At 63.0% G+C, this 19,546-nt stretch carries 18 protein-coding genes; 14 read left to right on the top strand and 4 right to left on the bottom strand.

The genetic code is table 11. The features are described 5' to 3' along the window. Positions 1-11: 11 nt before the first annotated feature. From SB753_RS20550 to SB753_RS20605, 12 genes are all read left to right on the top strand, one after another. Positions 12-977: an ABC transporter permease gene (locus SB753_RS20550; protein WP_410801556.1), complete on the top strand. Its 966-nt coding sequence runs from the start codon at positions 12-14 to the stop codon at positions 975-977. A 578-nt stretch (positions 978-1,555) separates the two neighbouring features. Then, complete coding sequence (locus SB753_RS20555; RefSeq protein WP_020067214.1) at positions 1,556-2,326, top strand: ferredoxin--NADP reductase; 771 nt, start codon at positions 1,556-1,558, stop codon at positions 2,324-2,326. 417 nt (positions 2,327-2,743) lie between these two features. Next, complete coding sequence (locus SB753_RS20560; protein ID WP_410801558.1) at positions 2,744-3,604, top strand: sensor histidine kinase; 861 nt, start codon at positions 2,744-2,746, stop codon at positions 3,602-3,604. 10 nt (positions 3,605-3,614) lie between these two features. Then, on the top strand, positions 3,615-4,271 hold the full coding sequence (gene rqpR, locus SB753_RS20565) for a response regulator transcription factor RqpR (protein WP_020067216.1): 657 nt from the start codon (positions 3,615-3,617) through the stop codon (positions 4,269-4,271). 194 nt (positions 4,272-4,465) lie between these two features. Further along, positions 4,466-5,857 (top strand): amino acid permease, encoded by a 1,392-nt coding sequence (locus SB753_RS20570; protein WP_020067217.1) that lies wholly within the window; start codon positions 4,466-4,468, stop codon positions 5,855-5,857. 168 nt (positions 5,858-6,025) lie between these two features. Beyond that, the gene (locus SB753_RS20575; protein WP_410801560.1) at positions 6,026-6,574 is read left to right on the top strand and encodes a (2Fe-2S)-binding protein; all 549 of its coding nucleotides are present in this window, start codon (positions 6,026-6,028) and stop codon (positions 6,572-6,574) included. A 10-nt stretch (positions 6,575-6,584) separates the two neighbouring features. Then, positions 6,585-8,972 (top strand): xanthine dehydrogenase family protein molybdopterin-binding subunit, encoded by a 2,388-nt coding sequence (locus SB753_RS20580; protein WP_410801562.1) that lies wholly within the window; start codon positions 6,585-6,587, stop codon positions 8,970-8,972. A 22-nt stretch (positions 8,973-8,994) separates the two neighbouring features. Then, the gene (locus tag SB753_RS20585; protein WP_027776779.1) at positions 8,995-9,792 is read left to right on the top strand and encodes an FAD binding domain-containing protein; all 798 of its coding nucleotides are present in this window, start codon (positions 8,995-8,997) and stop codon (positions 9,790-9,792) included. A gap of 173 nt (positions 9,793-9,965) precedes the next feature. Continuing rightward, positions 9,966-10,853, top strand: coding sequence for an AAA family ATPase (locus SB753_RS20590; protein WP_410801564.1), 888 nt, complete (start codon positions 9,966-9,968; stop codon positions 10,851-10,853). 5 nt (positions 10,854-10,858) lie between these two features. Continuing rightward, a complete protein-coding gene (locus tag SB753_RS20595) occupies positions 10,859-12,121 on the top strand; it encodes a vWA domain-containing protein (RefSeq protein WP_410801566.1) in 1,263 nt (420 codons plus the stop codon). After that, positions 12,112-12,720, top strand: coding sequence for a CoxG family protein (locus SB753_RS20600; RefSeq protein WP_087751722.1), 609 nt, complete (start codon positions 12,112-12,114; stop codon positions 12,718-12,720). Before SB753_RS20595 ends, SB753_RS20600 begins: the two co-directional genes overlap by 10 nt. After that, positions 12,693-13,715, top strand: a complete 1,023-nt coding sequence (locus SB753_RS20605) for an XdhC family protein (protein ID WP_020067225.1) — start codon at positions 12,693-12,695, stop codon at positions 13,713-13,715. Before SB753_RS20600 ends, SB753_RS20605 begins: the two co-directional genes overlap by 28 nt. Positions 13,716-13,767: 52 nt before the next feature. On the opposite strand, the gene SB753_RS20610 is transcribed toward SB753_RS20605, so the two are convergent. From SB753_RS20610 to SB753_RS20620, 3 genes are all read right to left on the bottom strand, one after another. Next, complete coding sequence (locus SB753_RS20610; protein ID WP_020067226.1) at positions 13,768-14,508, bottom strand: PepSY-associated TM helix domain-containing protein; 741 nt, start codon at positions 14,506-14,508, stop codon at positions 13,768-13,770. A 249-nt stretch (positions 14,509-14,757) separates the two neighbouring features. Continuing rightward, positions 14,758-15,783, bottom strand: a complete 1,026-nt coding sequence (locus SB753_RS20615; RefSeq protein WP_310065928.1) for a serine/threonine protein kinase — start codon at positions 15,781-15,783, stop codon at positions 14,758-14,760. A gap of 99 nt (positions 15,784-15,882) precedes the next feature. Next, the gene (locus SB753_RS20620; RefSeq protein ID WP_006050502.1) at positions 15,883-16,095 is read right to left on the bottom strand and encodes a hypothetical protein; all 213 of its coding nucleotides are present in this window, start codon (positions 16,093-16,095) and stop codon (positions 15,883-15,885) included. A 445-nt stretch (positions 16,096-16,540) separates the two neighbouring features. Between SB753_RS20620 and SB753_RS20625 the strand changes: the two genes are divergently transcribed. Further along, positions 16,541-17,746 carry an MFS transporter gene (locus tag SB753_RS20625; protein ID WP_410801568.1) on the top strand — a complete coding sequence of 402 codons (1,206 nt, stop codon included), beginning with the start codon at positions 16,541-16,543 and terminating at the stop codon, positions 17,744-17,746. Between the two features lie 308 nt (positions 17,747-18,054). Then, entirely contained in the window at positions 18,055-18,240 is a 186-nt protein-coding gene (locus tag SB753_RS20630) for a hypothetical protein (RefSeq protein ID WP_020067230.1), read from the top strand. Between the two features lie 61 nt (positions 18,241-18,301). Here the strand turns inward: SB753_RS20630 and mgrA are convergent, their stop codons facing one another. Continuing rightward, positions 18,302-19,345 carry an L-glyceraldehyde 3-phosphate reductase gene (mgrA, locus tag SB753_RS20635; protein ID WP_020067231.1) on the bottom strand — a complete coding sequence of 348 codons (1,044 nt, stop codon included), beginning with the start codon at positions 19,343-19,345 and terminating at the stop codon, positions 18,302-18,304. Positions 19,346-19,546: the final 201 nt, after the last annotated feature.

Below are 19,546 nucleotides of genomic sequence, written 5' to 3' on the forward strand. Positions count from 1 at the left end.
ACCTTATCGCGATGAAAAAGAATCTGCCTATCCTGCTCGCGCTGGTTGCGCTCGTCGTGCTCGGCCTCGTGCGCTACGAGCATTTCGCGTCGGCGTACAACATCACTTCCTTCTGGCGCTACAACTCGATGTTCGCGCTGATCTCGGTCGGCATGGCGTTCGTGATCATCACGGGCGGCATCGACCTGTCGGTGGGCACGGTCGCGGCCATGTCGAGCGTCGTGGCGGCACTGGCGAGCGCGCACGGAGGCTGGGTCGCCGTGGTCGCGGGTTGCGCGGCCGGGCTTTCCGTCGGCGTGCTGAATGGAGTCATCATCAGGCGGCTGAAGATTCTGCCCTTCATCGTGACGCTCGCGACGAGCCTCGGCGCGCACGGCGTCGCGTTGCTGCTCGGCAAGAACGATGCAGTGTCGATCGCGTCGGATTCGAATTTCGCGAATTTCGGCCAAGGCGATCTGTTCGGCTTGCCGATTCCCGGGATCGTCGCCGCGCTGGTCGCCGTGGCCGGCTGGCTCGCGCTGCGTAGCACGCGCTTCGGGCGGCATTCGCTCGCCATCGGCGGAAGTGAGGAAGCGGCGCGGCTAATGGGCCTGAACGTGGACCGCACGCTCGTGATGGCCTATGCGGTCAGCGGCCTGCTCGCCGGCATGGCGGGCGTGATCCTGGCCGCACAGTTCGGCGCAGGGCAGCCGAACGAGGGCGTCGGCTGGGAGTTGTTCGCGATCTCCGCAGTGGTGCTCGGCGGCACATTGCTCACGGGCGGAGAAGGCTCGATTGCGATGACTATCGCCGGCGTGTTGTTGCTCGGCCTCGTGTTCAATCTGCTGAACTTCGAGAACGGCCTCGGGTTCATCAGCTTGTCGGCGTACTGGCAATCGGTGATTCGGGGCGTGTTTCTGCTGCTCGTCATCGTCTTGCAAGCAAGAGTGTTGAAGCAGCGGAGTAACAAGCGGATCGAGGCAGCCGCGCAGAGTTAGGCGGCGATGCACGGGCCAGAGAGCGGCGCCAAGCTGCCGACGGGCCGCTCCAAGCGGCTTTTTTCTGACGCGTTTGCCTGCTTTATCGGCAGGGTCTATGCTGCGCCGCACGGCAGGTTTCGGTATTATCCCGAAAATGTTGGCCGCGCGGCGCACCTACCCGGCGCAAGACGACAGCCAATGGCGACCGCCCTGCGCGGCGTTCGCCCATCGCCGTACCCGTGGTGAAGCGCGGCTGCAATCACGCCAGGTTTTCCCGCCGCCGATCGGACTTAGATCTCACCCAGATCCGGCGCGGGCGCTTTCAAACCAGTAATCCGCTTGATGACCGCAGGCCGATAACCGTCGCCTGGACTGCTGTATCGGTGCCAGCGGCAATGCTTTTGGCCGCGCTTCTGGCGGCGCTTGTCTCTGTATTTGTCGCGCCCTATCGCCCGCGCCACGGCCCACCGGCTGCGGGCGCGGTAAAATAATGGATTGCGCGCACTTCCCGTTCGCGGGTGAGCGCAGCATCGCCCTTGCCGTGCCGGCCGGCTTGAACGACTGGCCGCCTTTGTTTTCGCACTATCCAAGAAGCCATGAGCAACCTCAATTCACAAACCGTCCTGAGCGTCCATCACTGGACCGATACGCTTTTCAGCTTCACCTGCACGCGCGATCCGTCGTTCCGTTTCGAAAACGGCCAGTTCACGATGGTGGGCCTGGAAGTCGATGGCAAGCCGCTGATCCGCGCCTACAGCCTCGCAAGTGCGAACTACGAAGAACATCTCGAATTCCTGAGCATCAAGGTGCAGGACGGCCCGCTCACGTCGCGTTTGCAGCATTTGAAGGTGGGCGACCAGGTGCTGATCGGCAAAAAGCCGGTCGGTACGCTGATGGCCGACAACCTGCTGCCGGGCAAGACGCTGTGGCTGTTGTCCACGGGCACGGGCCTCGCGCCGTTCATGTCGATCATCAAAGATCCGGACATCTACGACCGTTACGAGCGCGTGGTTCTCACGCACACCTGCCGTTTCGTCGACGAGCTGGCGTACAAGGAATACATCACCGACCACCTGCCGGCGCACGAGCACCTCGGCGAACTGGTGCAGGAAAAGCTGCTGTATTACCCCACCGTCACGCGTGAGCCGTTCCAGAACCGTGGCCGCATTACCGAACTGATCGAAACCGAAAAGCTGTTCGCCGACCTCGGCGTGCCCGGCTTCTCGCTCGAAGACGACCGTGTGATGCTCTGCGGCAGCCCGCACATGCTGCGCGACACGCGCAAACTGCTCGACGACCTGGGCTTCCAGGAAGGCAGCAACAACGCGCCGGGCCACTACGTGGTTGAAAAAGCGTTTGTCGGTTAAGCCGACTGTCGCGGCCGCGCCGCAAGTCGCGTAAAAGGAGCCTTCTGGCTCCTTTTTTTTCGTGGTTACAATTAGGCGTCACACATTTGACGTTTAATGTCGGAATTCTTCCTACAAAAGCGCTCGTGACCGAGGTCAGTCATTGCTGTCAATATTCGCGCTAACCCTTGGTGCGCCTGTATTTTTCGCCTTTTTAAGATATGATCGCGGCGCACCGGCGGTGGATTTTGTTGTGGCCCATGTTGCACCCCGTTTGTTACTGAATGTAAATTTCGTTACGTTTGCGGTAGTGAATTTGCCTCGCGCTTTTTTCGATACGGGCCGTCCGGGGTGTACTGAGACCTTATGCATTCTTTCGTTTTTGCGGCGCCGATGCGCCACTCTGTCGTTGTCCGCGCCGCTTGCTGAGAGAAAGTCATGGATACGTCGACTGTCGTCCGAATAACCGCCCATTCGCCAACGCCGTTGCTGCGCGGCGGTTTCGACGCGAGCGGTGAAACCGCTGCGTCGGCTGAGCGCGAATTGGCGCGGCTGCGCGCTCGGGTGCGTGAGCTTTCCACGGAACTCGTCAGGGCTCAGGAAGCGGCCTGCCGGCACGTTGCGCGCGAACTGCACGACGGCGTGGGCGCCGAGTTGACCGCCACGCGCTTCGCGCTCGCCGGCGTGGAAACATGGTTGCCCGCCGACGCTCCCGCACAATGCTCGGCCGCGCTCGCCGTCGCGAACCGTTCGCTCGACGCCGTCTGCACTGCAACGCGTCAGGCTGTGGCGGAACTGCACGCACCGGCGTTGGAAGCGGGCATCGTCGGCGCGCTTTCGCAATGGACCGGTGATTTCGCCGCACGCACGCAGTTGCGCACGAGTTTTGTCTGCGCGGCCGACGTCCGCCTCACGCGACTACCCGGTGACGCGGCGCTCGCCGTGTTTCGCGTCGCGCAGGAAGCGCTCAACAACATCGCCAAACATGCACGCGCCCAATCCGCCGACGTACGCATCGAGACAAGCCGCCGCCATCTCACGCTAATAGTCAGCGACGACGGCATCGGCGTTTCGCGCAACGCCCAGCGGCGCAATGGCCATTTCGGCTTGAGCGGAATGAAGGCGCGTTGCGCCGCCTTCGACGGCACGCTGCGCGTGACTGCACGGCACGACAAAAACAACGGCTCGCGCGGTAACAGCGGCGAAGGCTCGCGCGGCACGCTCGTGCGCGCACGCTTCGCGTGGGACGCGATGCTCGCCGACGGGCACGCCGCCGGACTGCGCGCGGTGCAATCGTGAGCGAGCCGTCATGAGTCTGCGCATCCTGCTCGCCGACGATCACGCCGTGGTCCGCCAGGGCGTGCGTCAATTACTGCTCGACCGCGGCGTGGCGCGCGAGGTCACCGAGGCGCAGACCGGCGCCGAAGCGCTCGACGCCGTCGCCAGCCAGAACTACGACGTGGTGTTGCTCGACATTTCGCTGCCGGACATGAACGGCGTGGAAGTACTCAAGCGCCTGAAGCGCAAGGCGCCGCGCGTGGCGGTGCTGATGTTCTCGATGTACCGCGAGGATCAGTATGCGGTGCGCGCGCTGAAGGCCGGCGCTGCGGGCTATCTGTCGAAGACCGTCGACGCCGCGCAGATGATCGGCGCGATCCAGCAGGTCGCTGCGGGCCGCAAGTACGTGAGCCCGGCGATGGCGGAGGCGCTGGCCGATTACGTCTCTTTCGACGGCGAACAGCTGCCGCACGAAAAGCTCTCCGATCGTGAATACCAGACGCTGTGCATGCTCGCTTCGGGCAAACGGCTGACCGACATCGCCGAAGCATTGTCGCTGTCGGTGAAAACGGTGAGCGTGTACCGCACCCGTCTGCTCGAAAAGATGAAGCTGCGCAACAACGCGGAACTCACTTTCTACGTGATGAGCAACCGCCTCGTCGACCTGAATCCGGCGATGGCGGGCTGAACCGCGGCTTGCTATCGTTCTTGCCGGTTCTTTCTCGCTTTCGTCGCCCCCTTCCGACGTTGAGCAATTAACCGGCGATCACGCCAGTCCAATAGCGCGTCCCAAAAAGGTGCATAGGGCGCGCATCCGCTAAAATTGCGGGTTTCCCCGACATTCGGCGCGCGACGCGCGTGCACTACTGGAGACCCCCGCCAATGTCCCTCTTCCGCAAAAAGAGCGTCGAGCACATGATCGCGACGAGCGCTCAGAATGCCGGCCTCAAAAAAGCGCTCGGCGCGCTCGACCTCACGTTTCTCGGCGTCGGCGCCATCATCGGCACCGGCATTTTCGTGCTCACGGGCACGGGCGCTGTGCAGGCAGGCCCTGCGCTGATGGTCTCGTTTCTGATCGCCGCCGTGGCCTGCGGCTTTGCCGCGCTGGCATATGCCGAGTTCGCGTCGACCATTCCGGTCGCGGGCTCTATCTACACCTATTCGTACGCGACGCTCGGCGAACTGGCCGCGTGGATCATCGGCTGGGATTTGATGCTCGAATATGGGCTCGCCACCTCGGCTGTGTCCGTTGGCTGGTCGGGGTACTTGCAATCGCTGCTGTCGGGCTTTGGCGTCTCGCTGCCCGTCGCACTGACGGCGGCGCCCGGCGCGCTGCCTGGTCACGAAACGCTCTTCAATCTGCCCGCGTTCCTCGTAATGATGGCGATTACCGCCCTGTTGTCGGTAGGTGTGCGCGAATCCGCGCGGATCAACAACATCATGGTCGCGATCAAGGTGGTCGTGGTGCTGCTGGTGATCGCCGTGGGCGTATTTCACGTGACGCCGGCCAACTGGCATCCGTTTATGCCGAACGGCTGGAACGGCGTGTTCGGCGCGGCGGCGGTGATGTTCTTCGCGTTCATCGGCTTCGACTCGGTGTCGTCCGCCGCAGAAGAGGTCAAAAACCCGAAGCGCGATCTGCCCATAGGCATCATTGCGTCGCTCGGCGTGTGCGCGGTGTTGTACGTGGCGGTCGCGGCGGTCGTGACCGGCATCGTGCCGTCGGCGCAGTTCGCGAACATTTCGCATCCGGTGTCGTACGCTTTGCAGGTCGCGGGGCAAAAGTGGGTGGCGGGCTTTATCGACCTTGGCGCGGTGCTCGGCATGCTCACCGTGATTCTGGTGATGGCTTACGGCCAGACCCGCGTGATCTTCGCGATGTCGCGCGACGGCTTGCTGCCCGCGCGGCTCTCGCGCGTGCATCCGCGCTTCGCGACGCCGTTTTTCACCACATGGCTCGTCGGCATTTTCTTCGGGCTGATCGGGGCGCTCGTGCCGCTGAATGTGCTGGCCGAATTGATCAACATCGGCACGCTCGCCGCATTCTCGATGGTGTCGATTGCGGTTCTCGTCTTGCGTAAGACGCACCCTGAATTGCCACGGGCGTTTCGCTGTCCGGGTGTGCCGGTGGTGCCGGTGCTCGCCGTCGCGTCGTGTGTGTTTTTGATGGCGAATCTGCAAGCCGTGACGTGGGTCGCCTTTGTAGTGTGGCTTCTGATCGGAATGGTGATCTATTTTGGCTACTCGCGGCGGCGGTCGCATCTGGCCAGATAACGGGTGGTTGCTGAGGGCGGGCAAAAAACCCCTCATAGCGCGCCCGCCCGATTTGTGCTTTACTTTTCGGCAGACTCATAAAAACCGCAGCACCCTAATCGGGCCCATGAAGACAGGCTGAAGGCGAAAACAAAACGGTCCGGTTTCACCCCATAAGGAGACGACTTCATGGCGATCAGCATCAGTCTGACGGTGAACGGCGCGCCCATCAGCGCTTCAGTCGAGCCCGGCACCCTGCTTGTGCAGTTCCTTCGCGATCAACTCCGGCTCACCGGCACGCACGTCGGCTGCGATACGGCCCAATGCGGCGCATGCACCGTCCACCTCGACGGCCGCGCAATCAAATCCTGCAATATCCTCGCGGCCCAAGCGGACGGCGCGCAGATCACCACCATTGAAGGCCTCGCCAAAGACGGCGCGCTGCATCCAATGCAAGCCGCCTTCAAACACTGTCACGGCCTGCAGTGCGGCTTCTGTACACCCGGCATGGTGATGAGCGCGATCTCGCTCGTGCAGCGTCAGCCAGATCTCACCGGCGAAGACGTCCGCACTCAACTCGACGGCAATCTCTGCCGCTGCACTGGCTACCACAACATCGTCAAGGCAGTGCTCGAGGGCGCCGAAGGGATGAAGTCCTCCGGCACAGCCAACGCCAACGCCACCGCAAATGCCGATGCGAATGCATCGACAAATGCCAACGCAGCGGCCACCGCCTGAGGAGCCGACGATGAACGCACCCGAAACTCACAGCCTGATCGGCGCTTCCGTCGAACGTAAGGAAGACTACCGGTTTCTGACCGGCAACGGCCAGTACACCGACGACATCCTGCTACCGCAGCAAACCTACGCAGTGTTCCTGCGCTCGCCGCACGCGCACGCAAAGATCAACAGCATCGACACGACCGCTGCGAAACAGTCGCCGGGTGTGGTCGCGATCTTTACCGGCGCGGATATGGGTGCGGAAAACGTCGGCGGCCTGCCGTGCGGCTGGTTGATCCACAGCACCGACGGCAAGCCGATGAACGAGCCGCCGCATCCGATCATCGCGCATACGAAAGTGCGCCACGTCGGCGATCAGGTCGCACTGGTGATCGCCGATTCGATCAAGGCCGCGAAAGATGCCGTCGAACTGATCGAAGTCGACTACGACGTCCTGCCCGCTGTGGTCGATACCGCGCATGCAGCCGACGCAGGCCAGCCGGCCGTTCACGACGAAGTGCCGGACAACGTCTGCTACAACTGGGGCCACGGCGACAAAGCCGCGACCGACGCCGCCTTCGCCAAAGCAGCGCACGTCACGACGCTCGACATCGTGAACAATCGCCTCGTGCCGAACGCGATCGAGCCGCGCGCCGTGAATGCCAGCTATTCGTCGCAGGACGACAGCTACACGCTTTACGTCGCCAATCAGAATCCGCACGTCGAGCGTCTACTCATGGCCGCTTTCGTGTTGTCGTTGCCCGAGTCGAAATTGCGCGTGATCGCGCCGGACGTCGGCGGCGGCTTCGGTTCGAAAATTTTCCTCTATGCGGAAGACGTCGCGCTGACGTGGGCGTCGAAGAAAATTCGCCGTCCCGTGAAATGGACCGCCGAGCGCTCGGAAGCATTCCTGTCGGATGCGCATGGCCGCGACCACGTGACGAAAGCCGAACTGGCAATGGATGCCGACGGCAAGTTTCTCGCCATGCGCATTCACACCATCGCGAACATGGGCGCGTATCTGTCCACGTTCGCTTCGAGTGTGCCGACCATCCTCTACGCGACGCTGCTCGCAGGCCAGTACGCGACGCCCGCGATCTACGCGGAAGTGAAAGCCGTTTTCACCAACACCGTTCCCGTCGATGCGTATCGCGGCGCGGGCCGTCCGGAAGCGACCTATGTGGTCGAGCGTCTGGTCGAGACCGCCGCGCGCGAGATGAAGCTCGATCCTGCAGAAATTCGCCGCCGCAATTTCATCCGCGAATTCCCTTATGCGACGCCGGTCGGCCTCACCTACGACACCGGCGATTACGAGACGATCCTCGCGCGCTCGCTCGAACTCGCCGATGTGAAAGGCTTCGAAGCGCGCAGGCAGGAATCGGAACGGAACGGCAAGCGGCGTGGCCTGGGTTACTCGTGCTACATCGAAGCATGCGGACTCGCACCGTCGAATATCGCTGGCGCGTTGGGCGCTCGCGCGGGCCTCTTCGAAGTCGGGCAGATTCGCGTGCATCCGACCGGTTCGGTCACCGTATTCACCGGCTCGCATAGTCACGGCCAGGGTCACGAAACGACCTTCGCGCAAGTGGTCGCGGACCGGCTCGGTCTTCCGCTCGAAAGCGTCGAAATCGTGCACGGCGACACCGGTCGCATTCCGTTCGGCATGGGCACGTATGGCTCACGCTCGATCGCGGTGGGCGGCTCGGCGATCATGAAGGCGCTCGACAAGATCGAAACCAAGGCGAAGAAAATCGCCGCGCATCTGCTCGAAGCCGCGGCGGAAGACATCGAGTTCAAGGACGGCGTGTTCCGGGTCGCGGGCACGGATCGCACCAAGGCCTTCGCCGAAATTTCGCTCGCTGCTTACGTGCCGCACAACTATCCGCTCGACGTGCTCGAACCCGGCCTCGAAGAAAGCGCGTTCTACGATCCGAGCAATTTCACCTATCCATCGGGCGCGTACATCTGCGAAGTGGAAGTCGATCCGGATACCGGCGTGTGCCGGATCCAGCAGTTCACCGCGGTGGACGATTTCGGTAACGTGATCAATCCGATGATCGTCGAAGGCCAGGTTCATGGCGGACTCGGTCAAGGCATCGGGCAAGCCATGCTCGAACGCTGCGTGTACGACAACGACAGCGGTCAACTGCTGTCGGGCTCGTATATGGACTACGCAATGCCGCATGCGTCCGACCTTCCCGACTTCACCGTGGAGACCGCGAAGGGCACGCCGTGCACACACAATCCGCTCGGCGTCAAAGGCTGTGGCGAAGCGGGCGCGATCGGTTCGCCGCCGGCGGTGATCAACGCGATCATCGACGCGCTCGCGCCCTTGGGCGTGACCGATCTGCAAATGCCGGCAACGCCACATCGCGTATGGTCGGCGATTCACGCCGCCAAGCAGGCAGCCCATTGAGACCCTGAGCGGAGCATTCGACATGTATTCATTCGAGTATCAACGCGCGACGGATCCGCAAGCGGCCGCCGCAGCCATTTCTGCCGACAGCGACGCCAAGTTTCTCGCCGGCGGTCAGAGCCTGTTGCCCACCATGCGGCTGCGTCTCGCTCAGCCATCGCAACTGATCGACGTGACGCGCATTCCCGCGCTCAAGTCGATCGCCGTCGACGCAAATCTGGTCACGATCGGCGCGGCCGTCTGCCATGCGGACGTCGCCGATCACGCCGAGTTGCGGCGCGTGTCGCCGGCGCTCGCGGATCTCGCCGCGCATATCGGGGACCGTCAGGTGCGCGCGCTCGGCACGCTGGGCGGCTCGCTTGCCAACAACGATCCCGCCGCTTGCTATCCGGCTGCTGCAATGGGATTGGACGCAACCATCGTCACGCAGCGCCGGCGCATTGCATCGAGCGACTTTTTCGTCGGCATGTACGAGACGGCGCTGGAACCGGACGAGTTGATCGTCTCCGTTGAATTTCCGGTTCCCGAGCGCGCCGCCTACGAGAAATTCCGCAATCCGGCGTCGCATTTCGCGCTCGTCGGCGTGTTCGTCGCGAAGTTCGCTAGCGGCGTGCGTGTTGCGGTGACGGGCGCGGCGGCGTCGGTCTTTCGCGTGCCCGAACTGGAAAGCGCGTTGTCGGCGAACTTCACGCCGGAGTCGGCGCGAGCGGTCAGTGTGCCGTCGGCAAATCTGAACGACGACATGCACGCGAGCGCCGAGTATCGCGCGCATCTGATCCCCGTTCTGGCGGCGCGAGCGGTAGCGAAGGCAAACGCTTAGTCTTGCTTGCTATTGGCTGCTGACGTGTCGAGCGTGTAGCTCGCGCACGTCAGTCGCTCGCACACGTCAGTCGCTCGCATTCGCCAGCGCATGCTGTATCGCGCAACGAACGCGCTTCACGTTTCATTGACGCTGCATTTGACGAGCAGACAGCGCGCAGATTCAGGAACGCCATGCACCCCGTTTCAATCGACGACACCCTCGCGCAACTCGCCGCTCAAAACTACTTCGCGAGCCGCGAGCTTGCGACGGCGTTGTTTCTCGCGCTGCGTATGGACCGGCCGTTGTTCGTCGAAGGCGAGCCGGGCGTCGGCAAGACGGAACTTGCGAAGGCCGCCGCCGGCATGCTCGATACGTCGATGCTGCGGCTGCAATGTTATGAAGGGCTCGACACGGCCAGCGCGCTATACGAATGGGACTATCCGCGTCAGATCATGGCGTTGCGTCTTGCGGAAGCCGCCGGTCAACGGCCCGATAACGACACCCTGTATCGCGGCGAATTCCTGCTCAAGCGTCCGTTGTTGCAAGCGCTGATGCCCGACGAAAATCATCCGGGCGCGCGGCGCGTGCTGCTGATCGACGAAATAGACCGCGCAGATGAACCGTTCGAAGCGTTCCTGCTCGAACTGCTCTCCGACTTCCAGGTGTCGATTCCCGAGTACGGCACCGTGCGCGCAACGCAACCGCCGCTCGTCGTGATGACGTCGAACCGCACGCGCGAAGTGCACGACGCGTTGAAGCGCCGTTGTCTCTATCAGTGGATCGGCTATCCGGAGCGGGATCGCGAGCTTGAAATTGTCGCGGCGCGTGCGCCAAAGACATCGGCGGAGTTGCAGCGGCGCGCGGTCGATTTCGTGCACCGTCTGCGCGGCATGGACCTGTTCAAGGCGCCGGGTATCGCCGAAACAATCGACTGGTGCCGCGCGCTCGAAGCACTGTCGATCACGGAACTCGATCCGCAATCGGTGCAGAACACGCTAGGTGTACTGCTCAAGTATCAGGACGATCTGGCGCGTGTCGACGCGGATCAGATCTCGCAGTGTCTCGCCGCGCCGGGATAGCGGGCATGACGACGCCACCCTCCGCAGACGAGACAGCGCCGCTTCCTGCCGGGACGCCAACGCTCGCTCGCAACGTGGTGCATTTCGTGCGCGTGCTGCGCGGCGCGGGCCTGCCGATGTCGCCCGCACACGCCGTCGATGCGCTCGCCGCGCTGCACTGGATCGACTTGAGCCGCCGTGACGACGTACGCGCAGCGCTAGCCGCATCGCTCGTCTCCGCGCCCGACGAGCGCGAGCTTTTCAACGCCGCGTTCGATCTGTTCTGGCGAGATCCGGATTGGGAAGGGAAGCTGCGTGCGCTGCTTCTGCCGAAGGTCCGCGACGGCCTTCCGCCGCCAAGACGCAACAACCGTCTCGCCGACGCGCTGGCGGTCCGCGCGCCGCCCTCCCCGCACACGCACAGCCCGCAGGAAACCGAGCGACAGGAATTGCGCGCGCACGTCACCTTCAGCGCGGAAGAGCGGTTGCGTCATCGCGATTTCGACACTCTCTCCGCCGATGAATGGCGCACGCTGCGCCATCTGATCCGCGCTCAGCGTCTGCCGCTTGCGAAGGAGCCGACACGCCGCCTCAAGGCCGCGTCGCATGGCACGCATGCGGACCTGCGCGCGAGCGCGCGGCAGGCGGTGCGCGCGGGCGGCGACTGGACCGTGTGGAAATATCGCGCGGTGGTCGAGCGCAAGCCGCCGCTGGTTCTGATGCTCGACATATCCGGTTCGATGAGCAGTTATTCGCGTGCGGTGCTGTATTTCTGCCACGCGCTCGTGCAGTCGCGTGAACGCCTGCAGGTTTTTCTGTTCGGCACACGCCTTACCAACGCGACCCGCGCATTGCGCGAGCGCGATCCGGATGTGGCGATTGCCGCGCTCACCGAACAGGTCGTCGACTGGTCGGGCGGCACGAGAATCGGCGCGGCGCTCGCTGAATTCAACCGGCGCTGGGCGCGGCGCGTGCTGACCGGTCGCGCAACGGCGCTGCTCGTGACCGACGGCCTCGATCACGAAGCGATCGACGTCCTCCAGATGGAAATGGCCCGCCTGCGTCGCTTCGCGCACCGTATCGTATGGCTTAATCCGCTGCTGCGTTTCAGCGGCTTTTCTCCGAAGGCGCGCGGCGTGCAGGCGATCCTGCCCTACGTCGACGCGCATCGTCCGGTTCATAATCTAGACAGCCTGGCCGCATTCGGCCGCGACCTCGCGCAACTCACGCGCGCGCCGCGTCGGGAAGTTGCTGCCACGTCAACCGCAGGAGCAAGTCCATGGAACTGACCGAAACTCATACGCTGCCGGTTTCGCAACAGCGTACGTGGGATGCGCTGAACGACACCGAGGTTTTGCGCGCCTGCATTCCGGGCTGCGAAAGCATCGACCCGGACGGCGAGAATGCGTACCTGGTGGCGTTGAGCGCCGCGGTCGGCCCGGTCAAGGCGCGCTTCAAGGGCCGCATGCAACTGACCGATATCGACGCGCCCAACGCGTACAACATCGTGTTCGAAGGCCAGGGCGGCGCGGCTGGCTTCGCGAAGGGCAACGCGCGAGTCACGCTCGAAGCCGACGGCGAAGCAGCAACAAAGCTCAGCTATACCGCGAACGCGCAGGTCGGCGGGAAGCTCGCGCAGATCGGCTCGCGGCTCGTCGATGGCGCGGCGCGCAAGATCGCCGGCGAGTTTTTCAAGCGCTTCGGCGCACGATTCGATGGCGAAGGCGCCGGTGCCGTCAGCGATGAAAACCCTGAAGATGCCGGCGGCGCTGCAGCCGCCGACGCGGAGGGGCACAATACGGCATCGACCGAGGCCGCGGACGGCGAGTCCGGCGGCGATGCAACGAAGAGGAAGAAATCATGGACAGCGTGGATCTCGAAGTCCTGAAATCCAGTGCACGTTGGCTGGAAGAGGGACATCGCGCGCTACTGGTGACGGTGGTGAAAACGTGGGGCTCGTCGCCGCGCCCCGAGGGCGCGATGCTCGCGGTGCGCGACGACGGACTCGTAGTCGGCTCGGTGTCGGGCGGCTGCATCGAAGACGACCTGATCGATCGCGTGCGGCAGCGGGGCATCGAGCAGGCGCATCCCGAGGCCGTGAAATACGGCATCTCGGCAGAAGAGGCGCATCGCTTCGGACTGCCTTGTGGCGGCACGATCCAACTGGTGCTCGAACCGTTGACGCCGCAAAGCGGTATCGCCGAACTCTGCAATGCCGTGGAAGAAGGCCGGCTCGTGGCGCGCGAACTGAATATGAATTCGGGTGAGGCGCGGCTCGGCAAAGCGCTCGCGACAGACGGCGTGCTTTTCGACGGCGAGCGTCTATTGACGATCCACGGTCCGCGTTACCGCATGCTCGTGATCGGCGCGGGACAGTTGTCGCGCTATCTGTGCAATATTGCGGTGGGTCTCGACTATCAGGTGACGGTCTGCGACCCGCGCGAGGAATACACCGAAGAGTGGAACATCCCCGGCACGAAGATCGTGCGGACCATGCCGGACGACACCGTGCTCGACATGAAGCTCGATGAGCGCTGCGCGGTCATTGCGCTCACACACGACCCGAAGCTCGACGATCTCGCACTGATGGAAGCGCTCAAGACGCCGGCGTTCTACGTCGGCGCGCTGGGTTCGAGGCGCAATAATCAGGCGCGTCGCGAGCGGCTCAAAGAGTTCGACCTGAGCGACACGGAACTGGCGCGATTGCATGGGCCAGTCGGCATTTATATCGGCAGCCGCACGCCGCCTGAAATTGCAGTGTCGATTCTCGCCGAAGTGACGGCGGCGAAAAACGGCGTTTCGTTGCCGACGCTGCTTCAGGTCGAGGGTGCGAAGGCAGCGCGCGAGATTGCGGCTTCCGGCGGGGAAGCCTGCAGCGCGTAGTCGTCTGAACACCCGGGCGTTCAGCCACATGGCTGGCGCGACGCCCGGCGGCTTACATCATTCCGCAAACCACGGCGGCAATCACCGATCCGCCGATCAGCACCACGCCCACCACGCGGCGCTTGTTCAGTTCGGTCCACAACAGCACGCCGGTCAGCGAAAGCAGGATCAGCGAGCCGGCGATCGTATCGACCAGCAGCATCCATCCGATGCTCAAACCCACGCCCTTGTGCAGATTGGTCATCGTCGCGAGGAAGGAATTCTGCGTGCGTTTGACCGCGACGAAGCCGTTGCCGACCCAGTACTCGGCCTGCACGTTCTGCGTGGGCGCGGCGAACGCAATCTGCCAGAACTCGGGCTGAATCGTGCTGCGATCGCCCCAGGCCACGGGATGCGCCGGCTCGCGCTTCATCCTGCCAGGCTTACCGTCGATCTTCAGTTCGCCCTTGAGCCACTTCGCCATGTCCATCGGCGAATGAAACGGCTTTTCGGGCACGGCCATTTGCAACTCTTCGACCTGCGGTTGCCCGGTCGACACCTTCATCGGCCCCGCGCGATGGTTCAGCAGGAAGCCGGTTGCGCCGAACAGGAGTCCGAGCACCGCGCCCCACAAGCCGACCCAGCCATGCACTTTGCGCAGCCACTTGATGAAGTTCGCGCGCCGCGAACGCTGACGCCGCGCAGCCTGCTCGGCGTCGTCCATCAGATGATGGCCGGGCCGCTGTTCATGGGCGACATATCGCGAAGCGCCATTGGCAGCAGGTTTCATATCGATCGAATCAGGCGCGTTCACATCATGCTCCAGGCACGGCAGGTTAAGCCGCCGACCGCGCGCAGACAGGAGCGCGCTCAGAGACGGGCGGCGACGGAATTTCTGAAGGAGAGAGCGGACAGCTCCGGCTTGCGGTCCAGAGCCGTCCTGTTGAGAGGCTGGCTGGCAGTCACAGAGGAGGAGAAATGTGACAGGAAGCTGGCGATGCCCTTCAATTGAGAATGGCTATCATTACACAACTGGCGCTTTTGCTCAATCGCGGCAAAAAGCTCACACCGGCCACAAAGGCCCTTCCTGCATCGCGCCGAGTTGCTCGCGCATTTCGAGGATGCGATCTTCCCAATAACGTTGCGTGTTGAACCACGGAAACGCTGCCGGAAACGCCGGATCGTCCCAACGGCGCGCGAGCCACGCCTGGTAATGAATCAGCCGTAACGTGCGCAGCGCTTCGACCAGATGCAGTTCGCGCGGCTCGAAGTCGCAGAAGTCTTCGTAACCGGAGAGCAGATCCGCCAGCGCGCGCGATGCCTCCGCGCGCTCGCCGGGTAGCAGCAGCCACAGGTCCTGCACGGCCGGACCCATGCGGCTGTCGTCGAAGTCGACGAAATGCGGGCCCGCGTCGGTCCACAACACGTTGCTCGGATGACAGTCGCCGTGCATGCGGAGCATGCGGATCTCGCCGGCCCGCTCAAATGCACGCTCCACGCCTTCCAGCGCCAGATTGACGACAGTTTCCCAGGCAGCGCGCACGTCGTCGGGTATGAAGCGGTGCGCGAGCAGGAAATCGCGCGGTTCATAGCCAAACGTCTGACTGTCGAGCGTGGGACGCTCCGTGTAGTCTTGCGTCTGCCCAACCGCGTGAATGCGGCCGATGAAACGTCCAAGCCATTCAAGCGTATCTCGCCGGTCGAGATCGGGCGCACGACCGCCGCGGCGCTCGAAGATCGAGAAACGGAAACCATCGAAGGTATGCAGCGTGCGGCCCTCGTACGCACGCGCCGGCACAGCGGGAATCTCCCGCGCGGCCAGTTCGGCAACGAACGCGTGTTCTTCGAGAATGGCGGCGTCGCTCCAGCGCTCAGGACGATAGAACTTCGCAACGACGGGCGGGCCGTCTTCGACGCCCACCTGATACACGCGGTTCTCGTAGCTGTTGAGCGGCAACATACGGCCGTCGGTACGTACGCCGACTGTGGCGAGCACGCTGTCGAGCGCGTCGAGCACGATTTCCGGCTGGAGCCGGGCGAAAGGCACGGCGCGGTCTGCGCCGTCCTGTGTATCGAGAATGTCGTTCATGCCCGCATTGTGCGCCGCGCCGCCGTCAAAGACGAGTGCGAGTGAACATGGGGGCACGCGTCTGCCGTCACGCGACAGACGCGCCAAACGGTAATCGCTTCAATGCATCTGCGCGCTTGACGGACGCACGAGTTCGCCGGTGTCGATAAGGTCTTCGAGGAAAAAGGGTTCAGTGTTCAGCTGCGGCGAAGCGCCGGGCTCGCCGGCATACCACGCCACCATGGCCATGTCGCCGAGAATGCGCATGACGATTCCGCGCGCGCCCTGCGGCACGGCGATATGCACTGATCGGACAATGGAACCGATTTGCATGATGTTTCCCCGTTCTCCCATAGCCGGCTTTATAAGTTCGCGCCGGTCAAGATGATGATAAAAGCGCCGCTTCGCCGGTAACGTTGCGTACGCACCCAAACAGCTGCGCGTGAATACGCGTGAGAGCTTCGAGTCATTGTTCCCGTTTTGCGGGGCCTTGGAAAGCGGGAACTGAGGGCGCTTCGCCCGTCGTTTCGCTTGATTCGTCGAGACGCGCGGCATCGCGACGAGACCATCATAAACCCTCGTGGGCTGAGATATCAAAAACGTGCGGCGTCTGCGCGACGCGTGCGTTGCGGCGCACGCAGGCGCCATTTTCAGCGTATCCTTAAATGTTTTGCACGAGCGTCGTCTCGCGCGTGACGGTCGCCATCGCGCCGCGCCTGATACATCGCTGCCGGTTGTTCATCTGCTTCGTTCCGCCTTCTGCTCTTTGCTCTCTGCCGTGCCCATCACCTCCGACACGCCCTATCTCGAACGCGGCACCCGCGCTTACTGGCGCGCCAGCATCGCATTGCTGTTCGCGGGCTACGCCACGTTCTCGTTGCTCTATTGCGTGCAGCCGCTGCTGCCGTCGTTTTCAGCGGCATTCAACGTGACACCCGCGCAAAGCAGTCTCACTGTTTCGTTGAGTACGGCAGCGCTCGCAGTCGCCATCTTTATGGCCGGCTTCGTCTCCGAAGGCTGGAGCCGTCACAAGCTGATGACGATGTCGCTCACCGTCTCCGCACTCCTCACCATCGGCGTGTCGATCGCCCCGCAATGGCACCAGTTGCTCGTGCTGCGCGCGCTCGAAGGTCTCGCGCTCGGCGGTGTGCCGGCCGTCGCGATGGCTTATCTCGCGGAAGAAGTGCACCCCGACGGCCTCGGTCTTGCAATGGGCCTCTACGTCGGCGGCACCGCAATCGGCGGCATGGCGGGACGCGTGATTACGGGCATCGTCGCCGATCTGTTTTCATGGCGCGTTGCAATCGGCACGATTGGCGTGCTCGGCATTTTGTCGATGCTCGCGTTTCGTTCGCTGCTGCCGCCGTCGCGCCATTTCGTGCCGCGGCGCGGGCTGGGCTTCACGCATCATCGCAGCGCACTCGTCAGGCAATTCAGGCGGCCGGGTCTGCCCCTGTTGTTCCTGCTTGGCTTCGTGCTGATGGGCAGCTTCGTCACGCTGTACAACTACATCGGCTACCGGCTGCTCGCGCCGCCGTACCGGTTGAGTCAAACCGAGATCGGCGCGATCTTCGTGGTGTATCTGACGGGCGTGATCGCCTCGCCGTGGTCGGGGCGCATGGCCGACACATTCGGCCGCGCTCGTGTGCTAACGGCAAGCCTGCTGTTGATGGCCCTGGGACTCGCACTCACCATGTTGAGTCCGCTTTCGGCGATTGTCGGCGGCATCGCGTGCGTGACATTCGGCTTCTTCGCCGGACACGCCGTCGCAAGCGGCTGGGTCGGGCGACTCGCCAAAGAGGCGAAAGGCCAGGCGGCCGCGCTGTATCTGCTTGCGTACTACATCGGCTCGAGCCTGGTCGGCTCGTACGGCGGGCACATGTGGGCCGGTTATGGATGGAACGGCGTTGCTGGACTGGTCTTCGCACTGCTCGTGATCGGCGTGCTGGCGACGCTGAGGTTACGCCGGCTCGACCAGCCCTGAGCGTGACCGGCGAATGTGCGACTGTCTCCATCGCACAGTTCGCCCGGTGATTCACACTGCATTGAAAATCCATAAAAAGTAAGCAGCGCGTAAGCAAACGCTTCACACTTTCTGGCCGGATTTGCTGCGTCGCGGCAACCGCGGGAAGCCTTGCGGCGACTGGCTTCTACGGATTGCGAATAAACCTTCTGGAAGTACCGGACGCGCCTACGCCGCCTCCGCCGTCACCTATACTCAAATCGAGCGTTGCAGCGTGCGACTCTGAACGAGACCCGCTCATTACGCCGCCAATACAAAAGGAGACGAGTATGACGACCTATTTCACGATCGGCGATTTCATTCTGGTCATTCCGATGGCGCTCGCCGGGGCATTGTTCGTAGGCGCGCTTCCTTGCAAGACGGAATTGCGGCACAACGCGCTGCGCGTGCTGGGCGCCCTGCTCGGCGTAATGTTCGCAGTCGTGCTGGTCGAAGGCTTACCCGCGCTCGTTTAGCAAAAAGCCGCCTGATCGGCGGCTTTCGTTTTTCATTTGCGCGGCGGCAGCGCCGCCGGAATCAGACCGCCTGATCCGTCGACGGCTTTTCCCACAAGTTGACGCCGCCTTCCGTCGCGTAGCGGTCGATCTCCGCGAGTTCCTCTTTCGAGAACGCGAGGTTCTTCAGCGCGCCGACGTTCTCGCGCACCTGTTCAGCGCGGCTCGCGCCGATCAGCACCGAGGTCACGCGCGGATCGCGCAACGCCCACGCAAGCGCCATTTGCGCGAGGCTTTGTCCGCGACGCTGAGCGATATCGTTCAGCTTGCGTACATGCTCGATGTTCTGCGCGCTCAAATGCTCCTCTTTCAGCGAACCGCCGCCCGGCTTGTTCACGCGCGCGTCTTGCGGCACGCCATTCAGATACTTACCGGTGAGCAGACCCTGTGCGAGCGGTGTGAACGCAATGGTGCCCGCGCCGACCTGCTCGAGCGTGTCGAGCAGATCCTGTTCGATCCAGCGATTGAGCATGTTGTACGCGGGCTGATGAATCAGCAACGGCACTTTGTATTCGGCGAGCAGCTTCGCCATTTCGAGCGTCTTGCTCGCCGAGTACGACGAAATGCCGATGTAAAGGGCTTTGCCCTGCTGCACGGCGCTCGCCAGCGCGCCGGCGGTTTCTTCGAGCGGCGTGTGCGCGTCAAAGCGATGCGAATAGAAAATGTCGACGTAGTCGAGGCCCATACGCTTCAGACTTTGGTCGAGACTCGCGAGCACATATTTGCGCGAACCGCCGCCTTGTCCATACGGACCTGGCCACATGTCCCAACCGGCCTTCGACGAAATCAGCAGCTCGTCGCGATACGGTTTGAAGTCGTCCTTGAAGTGGCGGCCGAAATTCGTTTCGGCGCTACCATACGGCGGCCCGTAGTTGTTCGCGAGATCGAAGTGCGTGATGCCAACGTCAAACGCGGCACGCAGAATTTCGCGTTGCGTCGAGAGCGGCGTCGTATCGCCGAAGTTGTGCCACAAGCCGAGCGACAGTGCGGGAAGTTTGAGACCTGATTTGCCGCACACGCGGTATTGCATGTCCGAATAGCGTTCTGAAGCTGCTTCGTAAGCCATTGCTGGTGTCCTTGATGGTGATGTCGCCCGGGAATCTGTGGGCATGGGCAATCGCATGCTGCGGGAGGCGTGCTGCTGTGGGTTTGTTTTTATGTGCGGTCAGACCGCTATGGTAGCCAATCGACGGGATGCGTGCAGACGCCCAATATGCAGGATGGACGACTGCTTGCACGTCCCCTACACTTTCGCCGTTCGAGCTTA

It is taken from the genome of Paraburkholderia sp. SIMBA_053, from assembly GCF_046534895.1.
Classification (GTDB): Bacteria; Pseudomonadota; Gammaproteobacteria; order Burkholderiales; family Burkholderiaceae; genus Paraburkholderia; species Paraburkholderia caledonica.

Coding starts and splice junctions, on each gene's coding strand:
- SB753_RS20550 (WP_410801556.1), top strand. CDS start 12: ATGAAAAAGAATCTGCCTATCCTGCTCGCGCTGGTTGCGCTCGTCGTG.
- SB753_RS20555 (WP_020067214.1), top strand. CDS start 1,556: ATGAGCAACCTCAATTCACAAACCGTCCTGAGCGTCCATCACTGGACC.
- SB753_RS20560 (WP_410801558.1), top strand. CDS start 2,744: ATGGATACGTCGACTGTCGTCCGAATAACCGCCCATTCGCCAACGCCG.
- rqpR (WP_020067216.1), top strand. CDS start 3,615: ATGAGTCTGCGCATCCTGCTCGCCGACGATCACGCCGTGGTCCGCCAG.
- SB753_RS20570 (WP_020067217.1), top strand. CDS start 4,466: ATGTCCCTCTTCCGCAAAAAGAGCGTCGAGCACATGATCGCGACGAGC.
- SB753_RS20575 (WP_410801560.1), top strand. CDS start 6,026: ATGGCGATCAGCATCAGTCTGACGGTGAACGGCGCGCCCATCAGCGCT.
- SB753_RS20580 (WP_410801562.1), top strand. CDS start 6,585: ATGAACGCACCCGAAACTCACAGCCTGATCGGCGCTTCCGTCGAACGT.
- SB753_RS20585 (WP_027776779.1), top strand. CDS start 8,995: ATGTATTCATTCGAGTATCAACGCGCGACGGATCCGCAAGCGGCCGCC.
- SB753_RS20590 (WP_410801564.1), top strand. CDS start 9,966: ATGCACCCCGTTTCAATCGACGACACCCTCGCGCAACTCGCCGCTCAA.
- SB753_RS20595 (WP_410801566.1), top strand. CDS start 10,859: ATGACGACGCCACCCTCCGCAGACGAGACAGCGCCGCTTCCTGCCGGG.
- SB753_RS20600 (WP_087751722.1), top strand. CDS start 12,112: ATGGAACTGACCGAAACTCATACGCTGCCGGTTTCGCAACAGCGTACG.
- SB753_RS20605 (WP_020067225.1), top strand. CDS start 12,693: ATGGACAGCGTGGATCTCGAAGTCCTGAAATCCAGTGCACGTTGGCTG.
- SB753_RS20615 (WP_310065928.1), bottom strand. CDS start 15,783: ATGAACGACATTCTCGATACACAGGACGGCGCAGACCGCGCCGTGCCT.
- SB753_RS20620 (WP_006050502.1), bottom strand. CDS start 16,095: ATGCAAATCGGTTCCATTGTCCGATCAGTGCATATCGCCGTGCCGCAG.
- SB753_RS20630 (WP_020067230.1), top strand. CDS start 18,055: ATGACGACCTATTTCACGATCGGCGATTTCATTCTGGTCATTCCGATG.
- mgrA (WP_020067231.1), bottom strand. CDS start 19,345: ATGGCTTACGAAGCAGCTTCAGAACGCTATTCGGACATGCAATACCGC.